The 25,795-nt window shown below is 67.4% G+C and carries 24 protein-coding genes and 1 pseudogene; 11 read left to right on the forward strand and 14 right to left on the reverse strand.

Annotation, left to right across the window (positions count from 1 at the left end; translation table 11 throughout):
• Positions 1 to 77 precede the first annotated feature (77 nt).
• Positions 78 to 836 carry a precorrin-6A synthase (deacetylating) gene (gene cobF / locus ACNQVK_RS10650; protein WP_418029492.1) on the forward strand — a complete coding sequence of 253 codons (759 nt, stop codon included), beginning with the start codon at positions 78 to 80 and terminating at the stop codon, positions 834 to 836.
• A gap of 6 nt (positions 837 to 842) precedes the next feature.
• Positions 843 to 1,226, forward strand: coding sequence for a phage holin family protein (locus ACNQVK_RS10655; RefSeq protein ID WP_044520159.1), 384 nt, complete (start codon positions 843 to 845; stop codon positions 1,224 to 1,226).
• Here ACNQVK_RS10655 and ACNQVK_RS10660 read toward each other — a convergent pair.
• Entirely contained in the window at positions 1,197 to 2,942 is a 1,746-nt protein-coding gene (locus tag ACNQVK_RS10660; RefSeq protein ID WP_418029493.1) for an FUSC family protein, read from the reverse strand. The genes ACNQVK_RS10655 and ACNQVK_RS10660 overlap by 30 nt on opposite strands.
• A gap of 40 nt (positions 2,943 to 2,982) precedes the next feature.
• Between ACNQVK_RS10660 and ACNQVK_RS10665 the strand changes: the two are divergent.
• The 3 genes and pseudogenes from ACNQVK_RS10665 to ACNQVK_RS10675 all read left to right on the forward strand — a co-directional run.
• A pseudogene (locus ACNQVK_RS10665) lies at positions 2,983 to 3,228 on the forward strand (DNA-formamidopyrimidine glycosylase family protein); the annotation flags it as partial.
• Positions 3,229 to 3,378: 150 nt separating this feature from the next.
• Complete coding sequence (locus tag ACNQVK_RS10670; RefSeq protein ID WP_321179972.1) at positions 3,379 to 3,867, forward strand: zinc finger domain-containing protein; 489 nt, start codon at positions 3,379 to 3,381, stop codon at positions 3,865 to 3,867.
• A 46-nt stretch (positions 3,868 to 3,913) separates the two neighbouring features.
• Positions 3,914 to 4,663, forward strand: a complete 750-nt coding sequence (locus ACNQVK_RS10675; protein WP_418029494.1) for an SDR family oxidoreductase — start codon at positions 3,914 to 3,916, stop codon at positions 4,661 to 4,663.
• A gap of 15 nt (positions 4,664 to 4,678) precedes the next feature.
• Here ACNQVK_RS10675 and ACNQVK_RS10680 read toward each other — a convergent pair whose 3' ends face one another.
• The gene (locus ACNQVK_RS10680) at positions 4,679 to 5,092 is read right to left on the reverse strand and encodes a hypothetical protein (RefSeq protein ID WP_418034098.1); all 414 of its coding nucleotides are present in this window, start codon (positions 5,090 to 5,092) and stop codon (positions 4,679 to 4,681) included.
• Between the two features lie 597 nt (positions 5,093 to 5,689).
• Positions 5,690 to 7,339 (reverse strand): glucose-6-phosphate isomerase, encoded by a 1,650-nt coding sequence (pgi, locus tag ACNQVK_RS10685; protein WP_418029495.1) that lies wholly within the window; start codon positions 7,337 to 7,339, stop codon positions 5,690 to 5,692.
• A 50-nt stretch (positions 7,340 to 7,389) separates the two neighbouring features.
• Here pgi and ACNQVK_RS10690 point away from each other — a divergent pair, with 50 nt between their 5' ends.
• Positions 7,390 to 8,838 (forward strand): NAD-dependent succinate-semialdehyde dehydrogenase, encoded by a 1,449-nt coding sequence (locus ACNQVK_RS10690; RefSeq protein WP_276128171.1) that lies wholly within the window; start codon positions 7,390 to 7,392, stop codon positions 8,836 to 8,838.
• A gap of 80 nt (positions 8,839 to 8,918) precedes the next feature.
• A complete protein-coding gene (locus ACNQVK_RS10695; protein ID WP_418029496.1) occupies positions 8,919 to 10,928 on the forward strand; it encodes an acyltransferase family protein in 2,010 nt (669 codons plus the stop codon).
• A gap of 2 nt (positions 10,929 to 10,930) precedes the next feature.
• Here ACNQVK_RS10695 and ACNQVK_RS10700 read toward each other — a convergent pair whose 3' ends face one another.
• Entirely contained in the window at positions 10,931 to 11,224 is a 294-nt protein-coding gene (locus tag ACNQVK_RS10700; protein WP_407939459.1) for a chorismate mutase, read from the reverse strand.
• A gap of 19 nt (positions 11,225 to 11,243) precedes the next feature.
• On the opposite strand from ACNQVK_RS10700, the gene pcrA reads away from it, so the two are divergent.
• On the forward strand, positions 11,244 to 13,583 hold the full coding sequence (pcrA, locus tag ACNQVK_RS10705; protein ID WP_418029497.1) for a DNA helicase PcrA: 2,340 nt from the start codon (positions 11,244 to 11,246) through the stop codon (positions 13,581 to 13,583).
• Here the strand turns inward: pcrA and ACNQVK_RS10710 are convergent.
• The 7 genes from ACNQVK_RS10710 to ACNQVK_RS10740 all read right to left on the reverse strand — a co-directional run bounded on the left by ACNQVK_RS10710 (position 13,580) and on the right by ACNQVK_RS10740 (position 19,220).
• Positions 13,580 to 14,002: a hypothetical protein gene (locus tag ACNQVK_RS10710; protein ID WP_418029498.1), complete on the reverse strand. Its 423-nt coding sequence runs from the start codon at positions 14,000 to 14,002 to the stop codon at positions 13,580 to 13,582. The genes pcrA and ACNQVK_RS10710 overlap by 4 nt on opposite strands.
• Positions 14,003 to 14,089: 87 nt before the next feature.
• On the reverse strand, positions 14,090 to 14,575 hold the full coding sequence (locus ACNQVK_RS10715) for a hypothetical protein (protein ID WP_418029499.1): 486 nt from the start codon (positions 14,573 to 14,575) through the stop codon (positions 14,090 to 14,092).
• Positions 14,576 to 14,650: 75 nt separating this feature from the next.
• Positions 14,651 to 15,088, reverse strand: coding sequence for a 4Fe-4S binding protein (locus tag ACNQVK_RS10720; protein ID WP_418029500.1), 438 nt, complete (start codon positions 15,086 to 15,088; stop codon positions 14,651 to 14,653).
• Positions 15,085 to 16,677: an FAD-binding protein gene (locus tag ACNQVK_RS10725; RefSeq protein WP_418029501.1), complete on the reverse strand. Its 1,593-nt coding sequence runs from the start codon at positions 16,675 to 16,677 to the stop codon at positions 15,085 to 15,087. The genes ACNQVK_RS10720 and ACNQVK_RS10725 overlap by 4 nt, the downstream gene beginning before the upstream one ends.
• On the reverse strand, positions 16,661 to 17,395 hold the full coding sequence (locus ACNQVK_RS10730; protein ID WP_276128175.1) for an ABC transporter ATP-binding protein: 735 nt from the start codon (positions 17,393 to 17,395) through the stop codon (positions 16,661 to 16,663). Before ACNQVK_RS10730 ends, ACNQVK_RS10725 begins: the two co-directional genes overlap by 17 nt.
• Positions 17,392 to 18,282 (reverse strand): ABC transporter permease, encoded by an 891-nt coding sequence (locus ACNQVK_RS10735; protein WP_418029502.1) that lies wholly within the window; start codon positions 18,280 to 18,282, stop codon positions 17,392 to 17,394. Before ACNQVK_RS10735 ends, ACNQVK_RS10730 begins: the two co-directional genes overlap by 4 nt.
• Positions 18,261 to 19,220 (reverse strand): ABC transporter substrate-binding protein, encoded by a 960-nt coding sequence (locus tag ACNQVK_RS10740; protein WP_418029503.1) that lies wholly within the window; start codon positions 19,218 to 19,220, stop codon positions 18,261 to 18,263. Before ACNQVK_RS10740 ends, ACNQVK_RS10735 begins: the two co-directional genes overlap by 22 nt.
• 192 nt (positions 19,221 to 19,412) lie before the next feature.
• Here ACNQVK_RS10740 and ACNQVK_RS10745 point away from each other — a divergent pair, with 192 nt between their 5' ends.
• Positions 19,413 to 20,615, forward strand: coding sequence for a cytochrome P450 (locus ACNQVK_RS10745; RefSeq protein WP_418029504.1), 1,203 nt, complete (start codon positions 19,413 to 19,415; stop codon positions 20,613 to 20,615).
• Here ACNQVK_RS10745 and ACNQVK_RS10750 read toward each other — a convergent pair.
• Genes ACNQVK_RS10750 through ACNQVK_RS10760 form a run of 3 tightly spaced genes read right to left on the reverse strand, consistent with a single transcriptional unit; the run spans position 20,605 to position 23,337 of the window.
• On the reverse strand, positions 20,605 to 21,513 hold the full coding sequence (locus ACNQVK_RS10750; RefSeq protein WP_418029505.1) for a hypothetical protein: 909 nt from the start codon (positions 21,511 to 21,513) through the stop codon (positions 20,605 to 20,607). The two genes, ACNQVK_RS10745 and ACNQVK_RS10750, sit on opposite strands and share 11 nt — an antisense overlap.
• Before the next feature lie 42 nt (positions 21,514 to 21,555).
• Positions 21,556 to 22,242 carry a hypothetical protein gene (locus tag ACNQVK_RS10755; RefSeq protein WP_418029506.1) on the reverse strand — a complete coding sequence of 229 codons (687 nt, stop codon included), beginning with the start codon at positions 22,240 to 22,242 and terminating at the stop codon, positions 21,556 to 21,558.
• On the reverse strand, positions 22,243 to 23,337 hold the full coding sequence (locus ACNQVK_RS10760; protein WP_418029507.1) for a M23 family metallopeptidase: 1,095 nt from the start codon (positions 23,335 to 23,337) through the stop codon (positions 22,243 to 22,245).
• Between the two features lie 272 nt (positions 23,338 to 23,609).
• Here ACNQVK_RS10760 and sucC point away from each other — a divergent pair, with 272 nt between their 5' ends.
• Positions 23,610 to 24,773 carry an ADP-forming succinate--CoA ligase subunit beta gene (sucC, locus tag ACNQVK_RS10765; protein ID WP_044520140.1) on the forward strand — a complete coding sequence of 388 codons (1,164 nt, stop codon included), beginning with the start codon at positions 23,610 to 23,612 and terminating at the stop codon, positions 24,771 to 24,773.
• 12 nt (positions 24,774 to 24,785) lie between these two features.
• Positions 24,786 to 25,688, forward strand: coding sequence for a succinate--CoA ligase subunit alpha (gene sucD, locus ACNQVK_RS10770; RefSeq protein WP_044520139.1), 903 nt, complete (start codon positions 24,786 to 24,788; stop codon positions 25,686 to 25,688).
• The last annotated feature ends 107 nt before the right edge of the window (positions 25,689 to 25,795 follow it).

The following is a 25,795-nucleotide window of genomic DNA, read 5'->3' on the forward strand; positions in this document are numbered from 1 at the left end:
ACTGACATTGCGCGATGTCAATACCCCGGGTACCGGATACTTGGGGTACCTGGTTTCGGTTCGGTTAACCTTCGACGGTGCGTCGCATCCATGTCATCGGGATCGGGGCCGGTGACCCGGACTTCGTCACGGCCCAGGCTGTTTCCGCGCTGAACGACACGCAGGTGTTCTTCGCGATGGACAAGGGTCCTCGTCGCGGCGCGGCAGACGATCTGGTCGCGGTGCGCAAGCTGATCTGCGATCGCTTCATCACCGAGCCCGGCTACCGCTTCGTCGAATTGGTCGACCCGCCGCGCGCAGCGGCCGGCGACGCGCCCGGCTACCGCCAGGTGGTCGCGGACTGGCATGCCGAACGGGCGCGGATCTGGGCGGCGGCCATCGAGACCGAACTCGGCCCTGACGGCGTCGGGGCCTTTCTGGCCTGGGGGGATCCGTCGCTGTACGACAGCACCCTGCGGATCCTGGAGATGGTGGGCGAGCACGTCGAGTTCTCCTACGACGTCATCCCCGGTATCACCGCCATCCAGGTCCTGACGGCACGGCACCGCATCCCGCTCAACGACGTCGGCGAACCGGTGCTGATCACCACGGGGCGCCAGTTGCGCGAGCACGGGCTGACCGGAAGCGCCGTGGTGATGCTCGACGCCGACTGCTCGTTCCAGCAGTGCCCGCCGCAGACCCGGATCTGGTGGGGCGCCTACCTGGGCACGCCCGACGAGCTGCTCTACGCGGGCACGGTCGGTGAGATCGGCGACGAGATCGTCGCCGCGCGTGCCGAGGCGAGGACGCGCCATGGCTGGATCATGGACACATACCTGCTGCGCTCGGCAGACTAGACCGCCATGGGCTCATTTGTGCTGCGCGCAGCGATAACCGGATTCGCGCTCTGGGTGGTCACTCTCATCGTGCCGGGGATCTACTTCATCGGTGGTGACACGACCATCGCCAGGGTCGGCATCATCTTCGTCGTCGCGGTGATCTTCGGTCTGGTCAACGCGTTCATCAAGCCGATCGTTCAGATCCTGTCGATCCCGCTGTACATCCTCACGCTCGGCCTGATCCACATCGTGATCAACGCGCTGATGCTGTGGATCACGTCGTGGATCACCGACCACACCACCCACTGGGGTCTGCACATCGACCAGTTCTGGTGGACCGCCATCTGGGCGGCCATCGTGCTGTCGCTGGTGAGCTGGCTACTGTCGTTCGTCAAGGCCCTCGCGTAGCGCGGACGCCTGTTCGGCCAGCGCGGCCGCGGTGTCCGCGGCCGCCTCGGCGCCGGCGTCGGTATCTCCGTCACGCTCAGCGCCCCAGCATGCCGCCAGCGTGCGGTATGCGAGTTGTTCGGCGGCCACCACCGTCGGCCACATACGTTCGGCCCCAACGCGTTGCGTGGCCGATCCGCCGACACTCCCGTCGTAGGCCGGCAGCAATTCCATGGCCCGCAACTGCAGATCGCGACGGTCGGTACGGGCGGCCGGGGAGGTGGCGTCGTCCGCGGCCAGGTGGGGCAGGGTGTTGGTGACCGCGTCGAGCGTGGCGGCGATCGCGGTGCGCAGGCCGGTCGGGTGGCGCAGACGCTGGGTCGCCCAGTAGACGGCCAGGGCCACCGCGCAGCCGATCAGGGTGTCGCTTCCGCGGGTGAGCAGCAGTTCACCGAGGTTGTCGACGGGTTGGCCGCCGGAGGCGATGGTGAGTGCGGCGGGCGTGATGAATACGACGGCCAGCGTGTAGTTGCGCACCACGTACATCTCGATGACGAATTGCAGCGCCCCGATCACCAGGGCCAGCCACAGGCCCTGCGGGTGCAGCGCCAGGATCGCGCCGGCCACGCCGAGCCCGAGCCAGGTGCCCAGCGTCCGTTCGACGCCGCGGGCCACCGTGCGCTGCCAGTCGAATCCCTGATGCAGCATCAGCACCGCGGCGGCCATCGCCCAGTACGCGTGGGACATCGTCAGGGCCTGCGAGATCAGCACGGCGATCACGCCCGAGATCGCTACCGCGATGGCGACCCGCACCGTCAGTTGCAGTGACACCGAGCCCGGCGTCAGCGCCCGGCGCAGCAATTGCACGATGCTGGGCCTGCCGAGGGGAACTCCTTCGGCGCCATGCTCGTCGGTGATCGCGTCGGCGGGAACGGTGGCCAGGTGCCGGGCCAGGGCCGCGCCGTCATAGGTCAGCGGCTCACCGGCTTCGGCGGCCCGCATGGCTTCGGCGAACAGCACGTGCAGCCGCCGGTTGACGACCCGCAGCCGGTACAGCGTCTGGTCCGGTTTGGGTTGTACCGGTTGATAGGTGACCAGGTTGACCCACGCGGTGTGCAACAGGAGCGCCGCACGGTGTCGGGTGTCCGCCGAGGGGGTCTCGACGTAGGCGGCGACGGCGGCGGCTGCCGCGGCCACGGCTGCCTTCTCCGGACCGCGGGGCCGGAACAGCGCGCCGGACATGTGCACCAGCCAGGCGAACGCGCCGCCGGCGAGTACCAGCACGGCGTGATGGCCCGGGCTGAGGTGCAGTGTCGCCGGCGTTCCGGTGCCGGCCGCACAGGCCAGCACCACCATGTAGGCACCGGGCGGCCCGACGCTCAGGGCATGGCAGACGAGGGTGGCCACCGCGGCGATCATCGTCACGGTCACCACGCCCAGCCACGGCGCCGACGACGCCCAGTCGCCGAGGGCCACAGCGACGGCGAAGCACACTGCGACCACGCCGAGGTACGCGCCGCGATTCAGGTATGGGCGGCCGCTGCCGTAGAGCGAGGTGAATCCGCCGATGGTGGCGATCAATCCGGCCGTGGTGTCGCCGGCCAGCCAGCCCACCAGAACGGGTACGGCCATGCAGATTCCGGCGCGCAGCGCGAACGGCCAACGGCGCGGCACGCTGTTGATCACGAAGATGTTCCGCAGCGGGTTGGTCGCCGTGGGAGCAGGCCGGTCGGACATGTCTACAGCATGCTCGGCGTTTCGCTGACACACTGGAGCCATGCCTGAACTGCCCGAAGTCGAGGCGCTGGCCGATCATCTGCGCCGGAATGCAACCGGCCGGGTGGTCACCCGGATCGATGTGGCTGCGTTGTCGGTGCTCAAGACATTCGATCCGCCGACGACGGCGTTGCACGGCCAGACCGTGACCGGTGCGAATCGCTGGGGTAAGTACCTCGGTCTCGAAGTGGGCCCCTGGCATCTGATCACCCACTTGTCGCGGGCGGGTTGGCTGCGTTGGTCGGACAAATTGGCGACGACGCCGCTCAAGCCGGGCAAGGGTCCGATCGCGTTGCGCGTGCATCTCGGGGACGGAGCCGCCCCGGCGGCGACATCCAGTCCTGGGGTCGGGTTCGATCTGACCGAGGCCGGGACCCAGAAGCGGTTGGCGGTGTGGGTGGTCGCCGATCCGCTCGACGTCCCGCAGATCGCTGCCCTGGGACCCGATGCGCTGTCGCTGGATTCGGCCGGGCTGGCGGGTGTGCTGGCCGGGCAGGGCGGACGGATCAAGACGGTGATCACCGATCAGAAGGTGATCGCCGGGATCGGCAATGCCTACAGCGACGAGATCCTGCACGTGGCCAAGCTCTCGCCGTTCGCCACCGCGGGCAAGCTGACCGATGCGCAGCTCGGTGCGCTGCATGACGCCATGGTCTCGGTGCTCACCGATGCGGTATCGCGTTCGGTGGGGCAGCAGGCCGCGACGCTCAAGGGGGAGAAGCGCTCTGGTCTTCGCGTGCACGCGCGTACCGGGTTGCCGTGCCCGGTGTGCGGGGACACCGTGCGGGAGGTGTCTTTCGCCGACAAGTCGTTCCAGTACTGCCCGACGTGTCAGACCGGGGGCAAGGTGCTGGCCGACCGGCGGATGTCCCGGTTGCTCAAGTAAGCGGTCCGCATTTTTGACAGTTGTCTAACTCGGTTATCCTGCAGCGATGACCCGTCAGAAGATCCTCATCACCGGTGCCAGCTCCGGACTGGGTGCGGGCATGGCCCGGCAGTTCGCGGCGAAGGGCCGTGACCTGGCGCTGTGTGCCCGCCGCACCGAGCGGCTCGATGAGCTCAAGGCCGAGCTGGCCGACCGGCACCCCTACGTCAAGGTCGTGGTCGCTGCGCTGGACGTCAACGACCACGAGGCGGTGCCGCGGGTATTCGGCGAGCTGTCCGAGGAACTCGGCGGCATCGATCGCGTGATCGTCAACGCCGGCATCGGCAAGGGCTGGCCGCTCGGCGAGGGCAAGCCGTGGGCGAACAAGGCGACCATCGAAACCAACCTGATCGCCGGTCTGGTGCAGATCGAGACGGCGCTGGAGATGTTCAAGAAGTCCGGCAGCGGTCACCTGGTGCTGATCTCGTCGGTGCTGGGTAACACCGGTGTGCCCGGCGGTAAGGCCGCCTACTGCGCATCAAAGGCCGGGATGACATCGCTGGGCGAGTCGTTGCGCGCCGAGTACGACAAGGGCCCCATCCGGGTGACCGTGATCGAGCCGGGCTACATCGAGTCGGAGATGACGGCCAAGTCGGCGACCACCATGCTGATGGTCGACAACGAGACCGGTGTCCGCGCGATGGTCGAGGCCATCGAGAAGGAGAAGGGCCGGGCCGTGGTGCCGCGCTGGCCTTGGGCCCCGCTCACTCAGGTGATGCGGTTGCTACCGCCGAAGTACACCAAGCGCTTCGCCTGAGCTGTTCGCCCGGCGTCAGGGCACGTGTACGCAGCCGACGCCGGGAACACAGCCGCCGCCACCGCCGGGGCCGCCGCCGCCGCTGGGACCACCGGGAATCGAGCCGCTGCCGCCACCGGGGCCGCCGCTACCGGTCGGGCCACCGGGAATCGAGCCGCCCCCGCCACCGGGTCCACCACCACCGGTCGGACCACCCGGAATCGAGCCGCCCCCGCCTTCGGGACCGCCACCACCGGTCGGGCCGCCGGGCATCGAGCCCTCGCCACCAGGCGCCGGGGCCGGAGTCGTGGTGACCTCCGTGGTCGTCACTGTGGTGGTGACGACAGACGATGTCTCCGACGGCGACGTCGACGGGGCGGTGTCTTCACTGGAACCACACCCCGCGAGCAGGGGTGCCGCGGTGAGCGCCATGCCCACCCCCACTGTCATCGACCACTTCCGGATAGATGGCCAGGTACCGCTGTTGCGGGTGGTCAAGGTCAGCCGGTTTGTTGACATCGTTGGAACTCCAGTTCGGTCGGTCCATGTTTTTTGTGGAGCAGAGCCAAGGGGTTCCCGCTGACGACGGGTTTGAATCATCCGCATGACTGACGACGGGTTTGAATCATCCGCATGATCCGGGCCACTCTGCGCCGATGCGGGGTTTGGGAGCCGGACGAACGTGGGTAGCCCAAGGGCATGACCGCAAAAATGATTACCTCGATGTTGTTTGCAGGTGCTGCGGCTGGCGCTGTTGCCTTCGCCCCGGTTGCTTTCGCTGAGCCCGGACCGCCGCCGCCGGCCCCGCCCGCCCCGGGCTGCTACAACCCGGACGGCACCCCGTGTACTCCGTCGGCAGGCCCGCAGGGTGCGGGTGCCGAGGTTCCCGGTGGCCCCGGGGCGCAGGCCGGGTCTGACGGCCACGTTTCCGCAGGTGTGCCGGGCGGACCTTGGGCCGAGGCAGGCCCCGGTGGCGGCGTCGCCTGTGTTCCGGGCGGACCGTGCCGAACCATTGACCTGCCCGGCTGAGGCCGGTAGCGACCGGACCTAGGCCGAGCGCCCGCGTTCGACGCGGTAACGCCGCACCAACGCATCGGTCGATGAGTCCGACTGCTTGCCCGGTGATTCCGATTCGGTGATCACCGGCAGCAGTGCCTTGGCTTGGGTCTTGCCCAGCTCCACGCCCCACTGATCGAAGGAGTCGATCCCCCACACCACTCCCTCGGTGAACACCTGGTGTTCGTAAAGGGCGATGAGCTGGCCCACGACCGACGGCGTCAACCTGGTTGCCAGGATTGACGTCGTCGGTCGGTTTCCGGGCATCACCTTGTGTGGCACCACTGCGGCCGGAGTTCCTTCAGACGCAATGGCGTCAGCGGTCTTACCAAACGCCAGCACCTGGGTCTGGGCGAAGAAGTTGCTCATCAGCAGGTCGTGCATGCTGCCGGTGCCGTCGGCGGTGGGCAGATCGTCGGTGGGCTGCGAGAAGCCGATGAAGTCGGCAGGCACCAGCCGGGTGCCCTGGTGCAGCAGCTGATAGAACGCGTGCTGGCCGTTGGTTCCCGGCTCGCCCCAGAAGATCTCGCCGGTGTCGGTTGTGACGGCGGTGCCGTCCGCTTGCACCGACTTGCCGTTGGACTCCATGGTCAGCTGTTGCAGATAGGCAGCGAACCGGGACAGGTCGTTCGAGTAGGGCAGCACCGCACGCGACTGCGCACCAAAGAAATTCGAGTACCAGAGACCGATCAGCCCGAGCAGCGCGGGAGCGTTCTCGGCGAGCGGCGCGGTGCGGAAGTGCTCGTCGACCAGGTGGAAACCGGACAGGAATTCGGCGAACCGCTCGCGGCCGATGACGGCCATCACCGACAGCCCGATCGCCGAGTCCACCGAGTACCGGCCACCCACCCAATCCCAGAACCCGAACATGTTGTCGGTGTCGATGCCGAACTCCTGCACCAGCTTGGCGTTGGTGGACACCGCCACGAAATGCTTGGCCACCGCGTCCTCACCGAGCGCATCCACCAGCCAGCGACGCGCGGCCGTCGCGTTGGTCAGCGTCTCGAGAGTGGAGAACGTCTTGGACGCGACGATGAAAAGTGTTGTGGCCGGGTCCAGATCGGCCAGCGTCGCCACCAGGTCGGCCGGGTCGACGTTGGATACGAAGCGGGCGCTGATGCCGGCGTCGGCGTAGTGACGCAGTGCGTCGTACACCATCACCGGACCCAGGTCCGAGCCGCCGATGCCGATGTTGACGACGGTCTTGATCCGCTCGCCGGTGGCGCCGGCCCACTCGCCGCTGCGCAGCCGGTCGGTGAACCCGCCCATGCGATCGAGCACCTCGTGGACGTCGGCCACCACGTCCTGGCCGTCGACCGTCAGCGTCGCGTCGGCGGGCAACCGCAGCGCGGTGTGCAGCACCGCGCGGTCCTCGGAGGTGTTGATGTGCTCACCGGCGAACATCGCGTCGCGGCGGGCCTCCAACCCGGCGGCGCGGGCCAGATCCGCCAGCAGCTCCAGGGTCCGGCGGGTGACACGGTGCTTGCTGTAGTCGATGTAGAGGTCGCCGACGGTCAGCACCAGCTCGGTCCCGCGGTTCGGGTCCTCGGCGAAAAGCTCCGTCAGATGGATGTCGCCGATCTCGTCGTAGTGCTTCGACAATGCCTGCCATGCGGGGGTTGCGGTGATGTCAGCACTCATTCTGTCGACCTTAATGCGGGGTTGGGAGCGAAGGTGTACATGATGGATGTATGGCCATTGAAGACTTGATTTCATCCGTGCCCACGGGTCTTTGGATCGGTGGTGAGGAACGCCAGGCCGCATCGACGTTCAACGTGCTCGACCCCAGCGACGATCAGGTGTTGGCCACGGTGGCCGACGCGACCGCCGCCGATGCCGTCGCCGCGCTGGACGCCGCATGTGCGGTCCAGGCCGAATGGGCCGCGACCGCACCGCGCAAGAGAGGCGAGATCCTTCGTTCGGTGTTCGAGAAGATCACCGAACGCGCCGACGACATCGCCGCATTGATGACCCTCGAGATGGGCAAGGTGCTCGCCGAGAGCAAGGGCGAGGTCGCCTACGGCGCCGAGTTCTTCCGCTGGTTCTCCGAGGAAGCGGTGCGCATCGCCGGCCGCTACACCCCGGCGCCGGCCGGCACCGGCCGCATCCTCGTCACCAAGCAGGCCGTCGGCCCGTGCTATGCCATCACGCCGTGGAACTTCCCGCTGGCCATGGGGACTCGCAAGATGGGGCCGGCGTTCGCCGCGGGCTGCACCATGATTGTCAAGCCCGCGCAGGAAACCCCGCTGACCATGCTGCTGCTGGCCAAGCTGATGGATGAGGCCGGCCTGCCCAAGGGCGTGCTCTCGGTGCTGCCGACCAGCAATCCGGGTGCGGTGAGCACCGCGCTGATCGACGACGGCCGGCTTCGGAAACTCACCTTCACCGGCTCGACCGGCGTGGGCAAGGCGCTGGTCAAGCAGTCCGCCGACAAGCTGCTCCGCACGTCGATGGAGCTCGGTGGCAATGCCCCGTTCATCGTGTTCGACGACGCCGATGTCGACGCCGCGGTCGACGGCGCGATCCTGGCCAAGATGCGCAACGGTGGTGAAGCCTGCACCGCGGCCAACCGTTTCCACGTGGCCAACTCGGTGCGTGAGGAGTTCACCGACAAGCTCGTCAAGAGGATGAGCGAGTTCACCCTCGGCAAGGGCATCGACCCGTCGTCCACGTTGGGTCCGCTGATCAACTCCAAGCAGGTCTCCACCGTCACCGAACTCGTCTCCGATGCGGTATCCCGCGGCGCGACCGTCGCGGTCGGCGGTGTCGCGCCGGGCGGGCCTGGCAACTTCTATCCGGCCACGGTGCTGGCCGATGTGCCCGCCGATGCCCGCATCCTCAAGGAGGAGATCTTCGGTCCGGTCGCCCCGATCACCGGGTTCGACACCGAGGAAGAGGGTGTGGCAGCCGCCAACAGCACCGAATACGGCTTGGCTGCTTACGTTTACACGCAGTCGCTGGACCGCGCGTTGCGAGTGGCCGAGGGCATCGAGTCCGGCATGGTCGGCGTCAACCGCGGTGTCATCTCGGATGCGGCCGCACCCTTCGGCGGCATCAAGGAATCCGGCTTCGGCCGTGAGGGCGGCACCGAGGGCATCGAGGAGTACCTCGACACGAAATATATTGCGCTAACCCGTTAGCGCTCCGTCGCGCCTTCCCGGCTCGGCGCCCGATCCCCCCTAAGCTCTGGGGTTCGGACGCCAAGACGGGAGGGCATGACGTGACTGCGGCGCCAGTCCGTGCTGCCAGCCGGCGTCGGCGTGCCTCCATCCGGCGTGACATCCCCGCACTCGACGGCATCCGTGCCATCGCCGTGGCCCTGGTGTTGGCCGGCCACGGCGGAGTGCCCGGTGTGGCCGGGGGTTTCATCGGCGTCGATGTCTTCTTCGTGCTCAGCGGATTCCTGATCACCTCACTGCTGCTCGACGAGTATCGCCGCACCGAGCGTGTCGACCTCAAGGCGTTCTGGATCCGCAGGGCCAAGCGACTGCTGCCCGCCATGGTGTTGATGACCCTGGCCGTGGTGATCGCCCGGCCCTTGTTCCCGTCGGATGCGGTCACCACGCTTCGCGAGGACGCGGTGGCGGCGTTCTTCTGGATGGCGAACTGGATGTTCGTGGCCACCGACACCGACTACTTCAGCCAGGGCAGTGCTCCGTCGCCGTTGCAGCACACCTGGTCGCTGGCGGTCGAGGAGCAGTACTACGTGATCTGGCCGCTGCTGGTGCTGGCCGCCGCGCTGCTGGTGCGCCGCCGCTCCACCGGCGCGGTCCGTGGCGTGGTGTTCGGACTGGCGGTGCTCGGACTGGCCGCCTCGGCCGTGGCGTCGATCTGGCTGTCCGGCGATCCCGCTGACCTCAACCGCGTGTACTTCGGCACCGACACCCGGGCGCAGGCGCTGTTGGTGGGTGCGGCTGCCGCGGCGCTGTTGGTTCGCGACTGGTCGTCGCTGACGATGTCGGGCACGCTGATCCGGGCCCGGTGGCGACGCTGGATCGCCTGGATCCTGCCGGTGATCGGCGTCGCGGTGCTGGCGGCTGCCGCACACCTGGCGACCGGCAGCGCCGACGAATTCCACCACGGCCTGCTGATCGTGGTGGCCCTGGGCGCGGTTCTGGTCGTCGCCCCGGTCGCGCTGGATCAGGACGGCTACGTCGCCCGCGTGCTGGCCTGGTACCCGCTCGTCACCCTGGGCGTCATCTCCTACGGCGTCTACCTCTGGCACTGGCCGATCTTCCAGATCCTCAACGGCGAGCGCACCGGCCTGCAGGGCTGGTCACTGCTGGCGTTGCGGTGCGCGGTGACGATCGCGGTGTCGTGGGTGTCGTGGTGGGCACTCGAGCAGCCGGTCCGGAACTGGCGTCCGCAGCACGTCCCGATGCTGCGACTGTCCGCGGCCACGGTGGCCACCGCCGCGGTGGTGACGATGACGGTGGTCCCGGTCGGCGTCCCGACCCGTCCGGCGGGCCCGGACGTGATGGCCGCCGCGGCGTCCGAACAGGACGTCGGCGCGGAACGGGCGGTCGCGGTAGGACCGCCGCCGGCGCTGCCTCCCGGTACCCGCACGGTCGCGGTGTTCGGTGATTCGGTGGCCTGGACGTTGATGCGTTATCTGCCTCCCACCCCGGGATTCCACTTCAGCGACTACACGACGATCGGTTGTGGCGTCGCCCGCGGCGGCCCGTACCGGTCGGCGGGGGAGACGCTGAATCAGAAGCCCGAGTGCGACTCCTGGCCGGAGCGCTGGGCGCAGCGCATCGCGCATGACCGGCCGGACACGGTGCTGCTGATGATCGGACGCTGGGAAGTCGTGGACCGTACCTGGCAGGGCCGGTGGACCCACATCGGCAACGACGCCTACGACACCTATCTCAAGAGCGAGTTGCAGCGCGCGCTGGACATTCTCAGCTCGACCGGGGCGCGTGTGGTGGTGACCACGGCGCCGTACAACCGGCGCGGTGAGCGGTCGGACGGGACGCTGTATCCGGAGGATCAGCCGGGCCGGGTCCAGGCCTGGAACACCATGCTGCGAACGGTGACCGCGCAGCGGCCGAATGTGTCGGTGCTGGATTTCAACGCCAAGCTCAATCCGGACGGCAAGTACACCGCGAAGATCAACGGGGTGCGGATGCGCAGCGACGGCGTACACCCGACGTCAGAGGCGGTGCAGTGGCTGGCGCCGTGGCTGCTGGACTCGCTCAAGGCGCCCGAGAAGCCCGCGGGCCGATAGGCCTAGTGGCCCAGGCGGCCGCGACCCAGCTGCAGCAGCAGGATGGCCAGGTCCTTGCCCTCGGGGCCGAGCACGCTGTATCGCTCGATGACCTGCATTTCGCGACTGTGCACCAGGCGGGTACCGCCGGAGGCCATCCGGGCCTTGCCGATCAGCTTGGATACCTCGGCGCGGCGCTGGACTGCGGCGAGGATGGTGGCGTCGAGTTCGTCGATCTCCCGACGCAGGTCATCGATCTCAGGCACAGCCTGATAGTCCCAGTCGGCCCGTGCCAGCGCAAAACTGTCCCCGCTCAGCGGTAAGTTTGAACGCAAGATGACCACTTCCCCCGTCGCCTCCCCAGCTGCCGCAGATGTTGATGAACTCCTCGACGGCCTGAACCCCCAGCAGCGCCAAGCGGTGCTGCACGAGGGGTCGCCGCTGTTGATCGTCGCGGGCGCTGGGTCGGGTAAGACGGCCGTGCTGACCAGGCGGATCGCCTACCTGCTGGCCGCTCGTGACGTCGGGGTCGGACAGATCCTGGCCATCACGTTCACCAACAAGGCCGCCGCCGAGATGCGCGAGCGCGTGGTTCAGCTGGTGGGCCCCAGGGCGCGCAACATGTGGGTCTCCACGTTCCACTCCACGTGCGTGCGGATCCTGCGCAACCAGGCCTCGCTGCTGCCGGGGCTGAACTCCAACTTCTCGATCTACGACTCCGACGATTCCCGGCGTCTGCTGATGATGATCGGCAAGGACATGGGGCTGGACACCAAGCGGTACTCGCCGCGGCTGCTGGCCAACGGCATCTCCAACCTCAAGAACGAGCTGATCGGTCCGGAGCAGGCGGCGGCCGAGGCATCGGAGGCCGCCGAGGAGATGGCCGGCATCATCGCCCAGGTCTACGGCGAGTACCAGCGCAGGCTGCGCGCGGCCAATGCGCTGGACTTCGACGATTTGATCGGTGAGACGGTCGGGATCCTGCAGGCCTTCCCGCAGATCGCCCAGTACTACCGCCGCCGGTTCCGCCACATCCTGGTCGACGAGTACCAGGACACCAACCATGCGCAGTACGTGCTGGTGCGCGAATTGGTGGGCCACCACCTCGACGAGAACGACGGGGTGGCGGCATCGGAACTGTGCGTGGTGGGTGACGCCGATCAGTCCATCTATGCCTTCCGCGGCGCGACGATCCGCAACATCGAGGATTTCGAGCGCGACTATCCGGACGCGACGACGATCCTGCTGGAGCAGAACTACCGCTCCACCCAGACCATCCTGAACGCGGCCAACTCGGTGATCGCCCGCAACACCGGCCGCCGCGAGAAGCGGCTGTGGACCGAGGAAGGCGAGGGCGAGCTGATCGTCGGCTACGTGGCCGACAACGAGCACGACGAGGCCCGGTTCGTGGCCGAGGAGATCGACGCGCTTGCCGACAGCGAGGGCGTCAAATACTCAGACGTCGCGGTGTTCTACCGCACCAACAACTCCTCGCGCGCGCTGGAGGAAGTGTTCATCCGCGCCGGCATCCCGTACAAGGTCGTCGGCGGCGTGCGGTTCTACGAGCGCCGCGAGATCCGCGACATCGTCGCCTACCTGCGGGTGCTGGACAACCCGGGTGACTCGGTGAGCATGCGCCGCATCCTCAACACCCCGCGCCGCGGCATCGGCGACCGGGCCGAGGCCTGTGTGGCGGTGTACGCGGAGAACACCGGGGCCAACTTCAACGATGCGCTGCAGGCCGCCGCCGAGGGGCGGGTGCCGATGCTGAACTCCCGCTCGGAGAAGGCCATCGCATCGTTCGTTCAGCTGCTCGACTCGCTGCGCGGCAAGCTCGATGACGAGCTGGGGGATCTGGTCGAGGCTGTCCTGGAGCGCACGGGCTACCGCCGTGAACTGGAGGCCTCCAGCGACCCGCAGGATCTGGCCCGGTTGGACAACCTCAACGAATTGGTCAGCGTCGCACACGAATTCAGCACCGACCTGGCCAACGCCCGGGCCCTGGCCGAACAGGGCGAGGGTGAGCCGGTCGACGAGGACATCCCCGACACCGGGGTGCTGGCCCAGTTCCTCGAGCGGGTGTCGCTGGTGGCCGACGCCGACGAGATCCCCGAAGGCGGTGCGGGCGTGGTGACGATGATGACGCTGCACACCGCCAAGGGGCTGGAGTTCCCGGCGGTGTTCGTCACCGGCTGGGAGGACGGCATGTTCCCGCACATGCGGGCCCTGGGCGATCCGAACGAGCTGTCCGAGGAACGCCGGTTGGCCTACGTCGGCATCACCCGCGCGCGCAAGCGGCTCTATCTCTCGCGGGCCAAGGTGCGGTCGTCGTGGGGGCAGCCCATGCTCAACCCGGAATCGCGGTTCCTGCGCGAGATTCCGGAGGACCTGATCAACTGGCGGCGCGTCGAGCAGCCGTCGTCGTCGCTGAGCGCCCCGGTGGGCAACGCCGGCCGCTATGGCACTCCACGCCCGTCGCCCTCACGCCCCGCGCCCGCCCGCAACCGCCCGGTGATCACGCTGGAACCCGGCGACCGGGTCTCCCACGACAAGTACGGACTAGGTCGCGTCGAGGAAGTCTCGGGTGTGGGCGAATCGGCGATGTCACTGATCGACTTCGGCAGTGCGGGCCGGGTCAAGCTGATGCACAACCACGCCCCGGTACAGAAGCTCTAACGCTCGCACCAACGTTTCGTGCCGGGCAGCAGCGCGAAAACCAGGGTCAATACCGGGATCGCCGAAAACACGTTCGCCAGCATGTCGCGGCTGTCGTCGGTCAGCGCCTCATACACCGAAAGACAGCTGTAGACGGCGCTGCTCGCGATGATGATGATGCGACCGGCAGGGTTGTGCCGCAGCAACTTCACCGCACCGACGACAAAGGCCACTGAGACGATCGCCCCGATGCCGGCGTAGATGGCGATCGGACCAGAGAAGCTGGTGCGCTCTCGGGCAGACGGTCCGAGTAGCTCGAAGAACAAGATCGCCGACAGAGAGATCGCCACGATCACAAAGCCGAATGCCGCACAGATGAAGCTCAATACGGCAGTGGTCATCGCCATGCCGCGGCCGGCATGCTCGGACGGTGGGTACATCTCGGTCGCTCCTCGCTGCTGTCGGAGCAAACGTAACAGCGCTCGGACGGTAGCGGGCGCACCAGTTTTGAGGCGTGCGGGTGGTGCTCAGGCCCTGACGGGGCGGCCCAGCCGATAGATGTGGCTGCTCTCGGGCGCCAGGCCGAGCAGCAGGGCGGCCGCGGCTGCGCTGAAAACGGATGCGCTGAAAGGTGTCTCGAATCCTGCGAAGACGAACATCGAGACGCCGAAGACCGTCAGCGTCGCCGCGGTGGCAAAGGACACCCAGCGCAAGGCGACTCCCAACAGCAGCGCCACGCCGAGGAGGATCTCGACGACCGTCGCTCCCCACGCGGCGACGTGGAGCAACGCGCCGGAGAGATAGGGCGCCAGAACGTGGACGTAGGCGGTGAAGGATTCGAAGTTCCCCCAACCGACGTTCGGTGTGCCTGGTGGTCCCCACAGGCCGAACCGGTCGGCGACGGCGGACAGAAACGCGGCGGCCAGCGCGACTCGGGCGAAAATCGTTGCTCCGTACAGCAATCGTCTGTTCTCGGTCGGGGTCTTTTCGTCAGCGGACGCGTCGTCAGACATGGGTAACAGGATGGCTGTCGGGTGATTGTGCCGCAACATCGCGAGATGGACGTCAGGGTCGTGACTCCTGACGGTTTACGACCCTGACGTAGATCTCGGCGCCACTTCGTGATCGGGATGGTTCCATGGCCCGTCCGCCAGTACGGCGGGGGAACCCAGGCGCGGCTCGGCCAGTGGCGGGATCGAGGTCAGCACCGGGTTCTGATCCAGGCGCGAACCGGGGGAGCGGCCCCGTCCCCAACCGACCATCTCCCGGTAACCGCCGAGCAGCCCCGCATCGCTGACCGCGGATTCGGAAGCATGCGGGCTGCCGGCGCCCACCGGCGTGGAGACCGGCGAGACGTAGAGCGCGTCGGTGGGGCAGTAGGCCTCGCACATGAAGCAGGTCTGGCAGTCGGATTGGCGCGCGATGACGGGCACCCCGTCGTCGCCCCGGTCGAAGACGTCGGTGGGGCACACCTTGATGCAGAGGTCGCACGCGATGCAGGCGGTGGTGCTGACGATCTCGATCACGCCACTGCCTCCGAGGAGATGAGCTGCGGGGCAACGGGATCAGGCGCCGTCCACACCCGGTCCAGGCCGCCGGTCAGGATCCGGTGCCCGTAGCGGTGATCCGATTCGGGAAGATCCTCACGACGGTGCAGGCCGCGCGTTTCCGGCCGGGCCAGGGACGCGGCGGTGATCCAGCGGGCCGCGGCCACCATGGCCACTGCCTGACGCTGCTTGTAGACGTCGCGGGCCGGCACCGGAGCCAGGCCGTCGGCGATGTCGCGCCACACCGTCTCCAGCGCTGCTGCGGACTCCCGGAGCCGCTCTTCGGATTTCAGGTAGCTGCGCTGCGGGGGCAGGACGTGCGCCTGTGCGGCAGCCACCACCTCCTCGACGGTGGGTCCGCCTGCGCGGGAGCGCCAGGAGGTGGTGACAGGCTCACCAGCGGATATCCGCCGGGTGCGGCTGAACTCGGCGGCGCCGCGGCCGGCGAAGGTGCCCGACGCGATCGCCCATGAGCCGTTGCGGCTGCCGCCGCCCGACAACGAGCCGGTGATGAGCTCGCGGGTCGCGGCATCACCTGCCGCGTACAGTCCGGGAACCGTTGTCGCGCAATCGGGTCCGACGAGCCGCAGACCGCCGGTGCCGCGCACCGATCCCTCGTACACCATCCGGATCGGGTAGGCGGTGGTGAACGGGTCGATGCCGGCCTTGTCCAGCGGCAGGAAGTAGTTCGGCTGGGCGTCGCGCATGGTCTGGCGGATGTTTTCGGGTGCCCGGTCCAGCCGGGCGAACACCCGCTCGCCGCGGGTCAGGGCCCGCTGCGCATCCTGGCGCCCGCTCAGCCCGCGCTGGGTGGTGAACGGGCGGCCGTGCTCGTCGTAGAAGCTGCCCCACTGCAGCATTCGGCCTTTGGTGTGCACGCCCCATTCGGGGGCCAGCGCGTAGGCGGTGCAGAACTCCATTCCGGACAGGTGTGCTCCGTGTTCGGCGGCCATCAAGAGACCTTCGCCCGTGTCGACGTTGGTACCGAAGGTCCCGGACAGGAAGGCAGTTCCGCCGGTGGCCAACACGACCGCGCCCGCGGTGATCCGCCATGGCCGGCCGCCGTCCTGGCGCGCGATGCCGGTGGCACCGGTGACGACCCCGTCGGGGTCGGCGGTCAGCTCCAGTGCCGGGTGGTGATCGAAGATGCGAACGCCACTGCGATGGGCCTTGCGGCGCATGCGGCGCATGTACTCGGGGCCTTGCAGGCTGCTGCGCATCTCGCGGCCGTCAGCGCCCACCGGGAACGGGTAGCCCCACTGGGAGAGGTGTTCGAGCCGGTCCCACGAGGTGGCAAGTACCCGGAACATCCACTCGGAGTCGGTGATCCGGCCGGCGGCGAGTTCGCGCTCACGCACCGAATCCTCGCGCCGCGGCCCGGGACCGATCGCCCACAGGTTGTTGCCGCCGGCGGCGGTCGCCCCACTGGTGCCGCAGTAGCCCTTGTCCACCAGGATGACCCGGGCGCCGGATTCGGTGGCCGAGATGGCGGCCCAGGTCGCTGCGGGACCGCCGCCGATCACCAGGACATCGGTGTTCAGGGCATCGGGGTCAGCGGGAACGGTCATGGCCTACTTCCTCTCGGACGCCGAGTTCGGCCAGCAGTGCACGGCGCAGGTCGTCGAACCCGTCGTCGCTGCGGGTGCGGGGGAAGGGCAAATCGACGCGACGGTCCAGTGAGACCCGTCCGCCCGAGAGCACCACCACCCGGTCGGCCAGCAGGATCGCCTCGTCGACATCGTGGGTGACGTGCAGAACGGCCATGTGTCTGCGTGACCACAATTCGTGCAGCAGTCCGTACATCTTGAGCCGGGTCAGAGCGTCGAGCGCGCCGAAGGGCTCGTCGAGCAGCAACAGGTCGGGTTCGCGGACCAGGGCGCGAGCCAGTGAAACGCGTTGCGCCTCACCGCCGGAAAGGGACAGCGGCCATGCTTTGGTCTTCTCCGCCAGGCCCACCTCGTCGAGTGCGGACCGCCCGCGTGCGGTTCGGCTGGGGGCGTCGGGACCAGCGTCGGGCAGTGCGAAGGTCACGTTGGCCAGGGCGCGCCGCCACGGCAGCAGTCGCGGGTTCTGGAACACCACCGCCCGGGAGCGGGGGACCCGCACCGATCCGGTGACCTGACCGTCGAGGCCGGCCAGCACGCGCAGCAGGGTGCTCTTGCCCGAACCGGACCGCCCCAGCATCGCGACGAATTCGCCGTCCTCGATCTGCAGTTCGAGATCTTTGAGCACCTGCTGATCACCGAAGGCGCGGGTGAGGCCGTGCACGTCGACCACAGCGCTCATACTCCGAGTCCCTCGAACCCGTTGCGCCAGGACAGCAGAAGCCGTTCCAGGACCCGCACCAGCGTGTAGGACAGCAGGCCTGCCACCGCGTAGATGACGATCACCAGCAGCGAGACGTCGAACTGCAGGTTGGTCTGGGCCCGCGACATCAGGTAGCCGATGCCCTGGGTGGTGTTGATCATCTCCGCGAAGATCAGGCTCAGCCACGCGCTGGACAGCCCGAGGCGCAGGCCGACAAGGAAATTCGGCATCGCACCGGGCAGGATCACCTGGGTGATGAGTGTCCGCCGCGGAGCTTCCAAGGTTTGCGCCATCTCGACGAGTTGCCGGTCCACGCCGCGAATCCCCGAATAGGTGTTGATGTAGATCGCTATCGCCACACCGGTGGTGATCAGCACGATCTTGGGGCCCTCACCGATACCCATCCAGATGATCAGCAACGGTGTCAGCGCGAAATTCGGTACCGCCTTGAGGATCTGCATGGTCCAGTCGAGCAGGTCCTCGCCGGTCCGGGTGAGCCCGGCCAGGACCGCGAGCAGGACGCCGATGAGGATGCCCAGCACCGTGCCGGTCAGGACCCGGACAGCCGACGCGCCGACGTGGGTGGCGAGTTGGCCGTCACCGAGCAGCCGCCACGCGGTGGCCGCCACCTCGGTCGGGGGCGGGAACAGATCGGTGTTGAGGAGCCCTGTCGTCGATCCGATGGTCCACGCCGCGAGGATCAGTGCCGGACTCATCAGCCGGCGTACGGGCCGGGGGATGCGCGCCCACAGGCCTTTTCGTCGGCGGTGGCCGCCGACGACCTCGACGAGTTCCGGGGGCGTGGCGGCCGTCCGGACCGCCGTGGTGCTGGCGACAGCTACGGTCACGACTTGGCTCCGGCCCACTCGCGGACCGAGTATTCGTTGTCGAACGATCCGTCGGCGTTGAGGAACTTGTATGCGGCTTCGAGCTGGTCCACACCGACCGGCGGGAACGGTTCGGTATTGAACTCATCAGCATGAGTCGACTGTTTGACGAACTTCAGGTCGGTGTCATCGGTTTTCGCGACCCAGCCCAGATAGTCGTCGAAGTTCTCGGTGATGTCGCGATTGACGGCGGTGACCGCCTGCTGCCAGGCGCCGACGAACTCCGGATGGGCGTCGGTGAACGAGGTGAGGGCGATGTTGGTGCCGGTGCTGCCGAAGCCGTGCCGCGACAGGCTGTCGATGATCGGGAAGCCCTTGGATTCCAGCTCGGCCGCGCTGGCGCCGGTCAGGATGGCCGCGTCGATCTTGCCGGAACTCAGCCCGGCGATGGATTCGGGCGTCGGCACGTCCCGTACCTGGATCTGGCCGTCCAGTCCCGCGGCATCGATGAGCTGGCGGGCGGCGCGGTCGCGGATGGTGCCCTGCGGGGCGGTGATGTCCTTGCCGACCAAACCCTTGATGTCAGTGGGCCCGCCTTTGGCACCGACCAGCCAGGCGTCGCCGTTGATCGAATCAAGGGAAAGCAGAACTACTTTCGGGTCTCGGCTGCGGGCCCGCAGGGCCGGGTTGTCGCCGATGGCCGCGACGTCGATGGCGCCGGCGAAAAGTGCCGAGGCGACATCGCTGCCGGACTGGAAGAACGAGTACTCGATCTTGCCGACCCCGGCGGACTTCAGCTGTTCGGTGAGGATGCCCTGCTTGTCGCCCCAGCCCAGTGAACCCGCGGGAGTTCCGGTCACCGAGGTTGCGCCGACACGCAGCGTGTAGCCCTCGGAGTTGTCGTCGTTGCTGCTGCAGGAGATGGCCGTGGTGATGAGGGTGAGCGCAAAGGCGGTGCGCAACAGGCGGTTGAACATGGGAGCGGGCCTCCGAGGGGTCAATGCGTGAGACACACGCGAATCCGCCCCAGTAGACGCCGGGCCCCGATTTCGGGTCGACGGTTTGGCTCAGGCTGACTGTTAAAAGGCTGTGAGCCGGTGATTGACCAGCGGAGGCGTCCCACGTACGTTGGAACAACTATTTGGTACAGCGGATGGGGAAGTGGATCGGTGACGACGCAGCAGGCGGTGGAGCTCTACTACGACCCGTTCGACAACGACATCGACGACGACCCGTACCCGATCTGGAAGCGGATGCGCAGCGAGGCGCCGCTGTACTACAACGAGAAGTACAACTTCTATGCGCTGAGCCGGTGGGACGATGTGGCGCGGGAGCTGCCCAATTGGCAGGCCTACCGATCGGGACGCGGCACCACGGCCGACATCCTGTTCAGCGGTATCGAGGTCCCGCCGGGCATCCTGCTGTTCGAGGACCCGCCGCTGCACGATCTGCACCGCCGACTGCTGTCCCGGGTCTTCACGCCACGCCGCATGCTGGCGGTCGAGGACCTGGTACGCGATTTCTGCGCGAAGGCACTGGATCCCCTGCGCGGGCAGGACGGTCTGGACTTCGTCGCGGACCTCGGGGCGTTCATGCCGATGCGCACCATCGGATATCTGCTGGGCATTCCGGAGGAGGAGCAGCAGAGCATCCGGGACCGTAACGACAAGGCCATCACGGTGGCGTCGGTGGACGCCAGCGCCGACGGGGTGAGTCCGACGATCTTCGCCGACGCCATCGCGATGTTCGCCGAGTACATCGAATGGCGGGCTTCGCATCCGTCGGACGACCTGATGACCGATCTGCTCACCGCGCACATCGAGGAGGCGGACGGGACATCGCGGCTGCTTACCCGCACCGAGGTGCTCGCGTACACCGCGATGATCGCCGGTGCGGGCAACGAAACCACCGCTCGGCTCATCGGTTTCATGGGGCAGTTGCTCGGCGAGCATCCCGACCAACGGCGTGAGCTCGTGGCCGATCCGAGCCTGATCCCGGGTGCGGTGGAGGAGACATTGCGCTTCGAACCGCCGTCACCGGTGCAGGCCCGCTACGTCGCCCAGGATGTCGAGCACTACGGGCAGGCGATACCCGAGGGCTCCTACATGCTGCTGCTCAACGGATCGGCCAATCGTGACGAGGCGAAGTTCACCGATCCCGACCGGTTCGACATCCACCGCGCGGGCGGCCATCTGAGCTTCGGTCAGGGCCTGCATTTCTGCCTGGGTTCGGCGCTGGCCCGGCTGGAGGCCCGGGTCGCGTTCGAAGAGGTGCTCAAGCGGTGGACGGACTGGGAAGTCGACTACACCAACGCTTTTCGTGCCCATACGTCCAGCGTCCGTGGCTGGGCGAGGTTGCCGGTCAAGTTCTAGGTGCGCCTGCCGGTGCCGCCGCCGCCAGCACGGCGGTGACCAGGGGCACGGTGAGCGTGAGCACGACCACCGATGCCGACCGCGGCGCGAAGATCGTGGACAGCTCGCCCGCGCCGATCTCGTAGAAGAGTCGATTCAGGTCGGCCCAGCCGAAGATGCCCTGCGCCAGCGTGATTGCGCATCCGGCGATCACCACGAAGCGGCCGGCGGCGATTCCTGCCGGCATCAGCGCCGCGCCGACAAAGAGCACTGCCGCCGCAACGAGGGACACGGACAGCGGCTCGAGCATCGCCAACGTCCACGTCGCGCTCGGCGTAGTCGGCAGCAGGTCCGTCAAGTCGGTGATGTAGCGCAAGCTGTAGTCGAACTGTCTATTGGCCAGCCACAGGTTGTAGGCGGCCATCGCCACCGCCAGTGCGGCGACGAGCAGGTTGGGCGCCCGGCTGCTGCGAGGCGCCACAACCTCGGGATCGTCTGCAGGGCCGCGCTTTTCGCTTCCTGCGAGGAGGCCGGCGATCAGCGTGGCGATCGACAGCGTGAACCACGCCCAGCGGGTCACACCGAGCACACCTTGATTGCCCCACGCTATGAAACCGGGTCCGGCCCACACCACGAACTCGACGATCGACAGCACGATCACCGCGGCACTGGCCGCCACCACCAGCGTGCGGCCACGACGATCACCGCGGCCCAGCAGAACGGCCCCGGCGAACAAGGCGACAGTCACGGCAGCCAGCACGACAAGGTTGAGGATCGAGTGACAGAACCGCAAAGGGGCGGTATCAAGGCCGTAGCCGATGGTGTACCAGGCCACAAGGAGCGCCCGCAGCGTCGCGGCGATCCCCAAAACGCCACTGATACAGGTAAGGACAATCGCCGCCATCGCAGTTGGACGCACAGGGGAACGCTAACAGCGCTCAATGGCGCCGCCGGACGCTACTTATCTCCGCGCGCTCCAGCGCCCGGTCGAGGGCAACGCGGTGAACAGGATCGCGGCCAGCGGAAGCGCCGGCATCGCGTACACGACCGGATGCAGTCGGGCCCCGGCGATGAACAGACTGGCGAAGATCAGCAGACCGATGACGGCGCCGACAATAACCAGCAGCCGGCCCATGCGCCGCCGCAGCAACAAAGCGATGAGCCCGCCGATGGTTGCTGCAGCCGAGATCGCTGCCAGGAAACCGATGGCTACGCAGAACAATCGGTCGGTGCGCCACCAGCCGGCGATCAGATCGGTGGCGATGACGCCGGTGGCCCACCCGCTGAGGATCGCGAAGGTGGCCGCCACGATCGCCGTGCGGGGGTTGATGCTCACCGAGGTGCGGGGGATGGCCACGGGCCGGGCACGGGGCACGTAGCGCGTGCTGGCGTCGTCCTCCGCGCTGCCGATGAGGCCGGTCTGCGCGTCACCGCCCGCGACACCGGGGATCAGGCTGGTCTGGGGCTCCGCGCTGCCCGCGGTGGGAATGGCGCCTGTGGGATGGCGTCGGATGATGCTGGTGTGGGGTTCTTCGGCGACCGGGACGGGACGGGACACCGGTTGTTCCTGCGGCTGGCGCCGGATGATGCGGGTGCGGTCGTCGTCTTCGTCCGGGTGATCGGCTGCTGACTGACGGTCGTCGCTCACTCAGCCAACATAGCTGCCGACGCTGAGACCTCTCTTGTTCAGCCACGGCACCGGATCGATGCGACTGGTGCCGTTCTGGAGAACCTCGAAATGCAGGTGGGGACCGGTGGAGTAACCGCGGTTTCCGACCGTGGCGATCTGGTCGCCGGCCATCACCCGGTCGCCCTCGCTGACGAGCCAGGTGTTTATGTGACCGTAGAGCGTGACGGTGCCGTCAGCGTGGCGCAGCTTGACCCAGGCGCCGTAGCCGGCGGTCGGGCCCGAGGCGATCACGACGCCATCGGAGACGGCCACGATCGGCGTGCCGATCGGACTCGCCAGGTCGATGCCGGCGTGCAGCACGCCCCAGCGGTAGCCGAAGTTCGAGGTCCAGACGTAGCCCTTGGTGGGCATCACGAACAGCGGGCGCGACAGGCGGGCCTCGCGTTCGGCGCGTTCCTGGGCGAAGGCGGCGGCCTTGGTGATCTCCTCGGCATGCACCGAGGTGTCGGCGGTCGAGGAGACCGAGACTATCTGCATGCCGTCCACCGAGCCGGTGACCGAGGCACCTTCGATGTGAGTGCCCTCGGAGGCCAGGATGGTGTCGTCGGCCTGGGTCTCGGTGGGGTTACCCAACGAGTAGGCGCCTGCAGCGGTGGCGCCCGCGGCCATGGCGGCGATCATCAGGCGGCTCTTGACGGCGCCGGCGTGCTCCTTGCGGTGGGCACCGCGGCGGCCGGACATGTTGATCACGTCCGTCGCGGCGACGCCGTCGCTCACATCGGTGTGGCTGTCGCGATAGGCGTGGGATGAATTTCGCGCTCCGCGCGGGGCCATCGAGCTGCGCTCGCTGCCCGCGTCGGGGCGGAAGCGTGATGGGACGGCAAGGCGGACAGGCACCAAGTCGTCGGTGTCGTTTAGATCGTCGAGTTCCGGGGCATGAATAACGCCAGATTCGGCTTCACCGGAGCGGTCGTCGAAGGCTTCGAAAGCGCTGAACGGGATGACGTCCGTGACCTCGGCGGCGTCCAGCTGTTCAGGGGAAACACGGCGTCTGCGCTGGCGCGCGTCCGTCGGCACCCCTCGCGGAGCTGCGGACGAACGATGCTGCGGCAAGACTCGAGAATCCTTCTTCGTCGTGACCTGAACGTTATCTGGACCAGAGGCACGTTAACCAAATCCCAATGATGGTGGCAACTTATAGGTCTATTCCGCGCTGGAATGTGATCCGTATCACCTCCCATGGGCGGTGAGATCTACCACATGAGCCGGAGGCGATGCTAATCCATCACTGGGTGGTGGATAAAGTGCCAGCGGGCCCGTCCGGCAAGTACAGGCCGGGCAGTTTCTAAGTCAACGCAGACAGACAACGCCTATCTAGGAAGCACATGGATCTCTTCGAATATCAGGCAAAAGAGCTGTTCGCCAAGCACAACGTCCCCACGACCCCGGGCCGCGTGACCGACTCGGCCGAGGACGCCAAGGCGATCGCCACCGAAATCGGCAAGCCCGTGATGATCAAGGCGCAGGTGAAGGTCGGCGGCCGCGGCAAGGCCGGCGGCGTGAAGTACGCAGCCACCCCCGAAGACGCCCTCGAGCACGCGACCAACATCCTCGGTCTCGACATCAAGGGTCACGTCGTCAAAAAGTTGCTGGTGGCCGAGGCGAGCGACATCGCCGAGGAGTACTACATCTCCTTCCTGCTCGACCGCTCCAACCGGACCTACCTGGCCATGTGCTCGGTTGAGGGCGGCATGGAGATCGAGGAAGTCGCCGCCACCAAGCCCGAGCGGCTGGCCAAGGTTCCCGTCGACGCCGTCAAGGGTGTCGATCTGGCCTTCGCGCGCTCGATCGCCGAGCAGGGTCACCTGCCCGCCGAGGTGCTCGACGCCGCGGCCGTGACCATCCAGAAGCTGTGGGAGGTGTTCGTCGGTGAGGACGCCACCCTGGTTGAGGTCAACCCGCTGGTGCGCACCCCCGACGACCAGATCCTGGCCCTGGACGGCAAGGTCACCCTGGACGCCAACGCCGACTTCCGGCAGCCCGGCCACGCCGAGTTCGAGGACAAGGACGCCACCGATCCCCTCGAGCTCAAGGCCAAGGAGAACGACCTCAACTACGTCAAGCTCGACGGCGAGGTGGGCATCATCGGTAACGGTGCCGGCCTGGTCATGTCGACGCTGGACGTGGTCGCCTACGCGGGCGAGAAGCACGGCGGCGTGAAGCCGGCCAACTTCCTCGACATCGGCGGCGGTGCCTCGGCTGAGGTCATGGCCAACGGTCTGGACGTCATCCTGAACGACAGCCAGGTCAAGAGCGTGTTCGTCAACGTGTTCGGCGGCATCACCGCCTGTGACGCGGTGGCCAACGGCATCGTGCAGGCGCTGCAGATCCTCGGCGACGAGGCCAACAAGCCGCTGGTCGTCCGCCTGGATGGCAACAACGTCGAAGAGGGCCGGAGGATTCTCGCCGAGGCCAACCATCCCCTGGTTGTCCAGGCCGAGACCATGGACGCCGGTGCCGACAAGGCCGCCGAGCTGGCGAACAAGTAAGGGACTGCTGCAATGTCGATCTTTTTGAACAAGGACTCCAAGGTCATCGTCCAGGGCATCACCGGCGGTGAGGGCACCAAGCACACCGCTCTGATGCTCAAGGCCGGTACCCAGGTCGTCGGCGGCGTGAATGCCCGCAAGGCCGGAACCACCGTGTCGCACAAGGACAAAGACGGCAACGACGTCGAGCTGCCCGTGTTCGCCTCGGTCGCCGAGGCCATGAAGGAGACCGGCGCTGACGTGTCGATCGCCTTCGTGCCGCCGGCTTTCTCCAAGGACGCCATCATCGAGGCCATCGACGCCGAGATCCCGCTGCTGGTCGTCATCACCGAGGGAATCCCGGTGCAGGACAGCGCCTATGCGTGGGCCTACAACGTCGACAAGGGCGAGAAGACCCGCATCATCGGTCCGAACTGCCCCGGCATCATCACCCCCGGCGAGTCGCTGGTCGGCATCACGCCGAACAACATCACCGGTAAGGGCCCGATCGGCCTGGTGTCGAAGTCGGGCACGTTGACCTACCAGATGATGTACGAGCTGCGCGACCTCGGCTTCTCCACCGCCATCGGCATCGGCGGCGACCCGGTCATCGGCACCACCCACATCGACGCCATCGAGGCGTTCGAGAAGGATCCCGAGACCAAGCTGATCGTGATGATCGGTGAGATCGGCGGCGACGCAGAGGAGAAGGCCGCGGCCTACATCAAGGCCAACGTCACCAAGCCGGTCGTCGGCTACGTGGCGGGCTTCACTGCTCCCGAGGGCAAGACGATGGGCCACGCCGGCGCCATCGTGTCCGACGGCGCGGGCACCGCGGCCGGCAAGCAGGAGGCCCTGGAGGCCGCCGGCGTGAAGGTCGGCAAGACGCCGTCCGAGACCGCCGCCAAGGCGCGCGAGCTGCTCGCCAACCTGTAAGTCCTTACAACGGAAAGGCCCCCGCCACGGCGGGGGCCTTTCTTTTGGCGCGAGCGTGCGCTCAGATCGTGATTCCGTCAATTTCCGCGATCTGATTGCACACTCGG

The organism is Mycobacterium sp. 134 (genome assembly GCF_048282715.1).
GTDB lineage: Bacteria > Actinomycetota > Actinomycetes > Mycobacteriales > Mycobacteriaceae > Mycobacterium > Mycobacterium septicum.

Coding starts and splice junctions, on each gene's coding strand:
- sucD (WP_044520139.1), top strand. CDS start 24,786: ATGTCGATCTTTTTGAACAAGGACTCCAAGGTCATCGTCCAGGGCATC.
- ACNQVK_RS10715 (WP_418029499.1), bottom strand. CDS start 14,575: ATGTCTGACGACGCGTCCGCTGACGAAAAGACCCCGACCGAGAACAGA.
- ACNQVK_RS10660 (WP_418029493.1), bottom strand. CDS start 2,942: ATGTCCGACCGGCCTGCTCCCACGGCGACCAACCCGCTGCGGAACATC.
- ACNQVK_RS10680 (WP_418034098.1), bottom strand. CDS start 5,092: ATGACAGTGGGGGTGGGCATGGCGCTCACCGCGGCACCCCTGCTCGCG.
- ACNQVK_RS10675 (WP_418029494.1), top strand. CDS start 3,914: ATGACCCGTCAGAAGATCCTCATCACCGGTGCCAGCTCCGGACTGGGT.
- ACNQVK_RS10655 (WP_044520159.1), top strand. CDS start 843: ATGGGCTCATTTGTGCTGCGCGCAGCGATAACCGGATTCGCGCTCTGG.
- pgi (WP_418029495.1), bottom strand. CDS start 7,339: ATGAGTGCTGACATCACCGCAACCCCCGCATGGCAGGCATTGTCGAAG.
- sucC (WP_044520140.1), top strand. CDS start 23,610: ATGGATCTCTTCGAATATCAGGCAAAAGAGCTGTTCGCCAAGCACAAC.
- pcrA (WP_418029497.1), top strand. CDS start 11,244: ATGACCACTTCCCCCGTCGCCTCCCCAGCTGCCGCAGATGTTGATGAA.
- ACNQVK_RS10690 (WP_276128171.1), top strand. CDS start 7,390: ATGGCCATTGAAGACTTGATTTCATCCGTGCCCACGGGTCTTTGGATC.
- ACNQVK_RS10730 (WP_276128175.1), bottom strand. CDS start 17,395: ATGAGCGCTGTGGTCGACGTGCACGGCCTCACCCGCGCCTTCGGTGAT.
- ACNQVK_RS10710 (WP_418029498.1), bottom strand. CDS start 14,002: ATGTACCCACCGTCCGAGCATGCCGGCCGCGGCATGGCGATGACCACT.
- ACNQVK_RS10725 (WP_418029501.1), bottom strand. CDS start 16,677: ATGACCGTTCCCGCTGACCCCGATGCCCTGAACACCGATGTCCTGGTG.
- ACNQVK_RS10740 (WP_418029503.1), bottom strand. CDS start 19,220: ATGTTCAACCGCCTGTTGCGCACCGCCTTTGCGCTCACCCTCATCACC.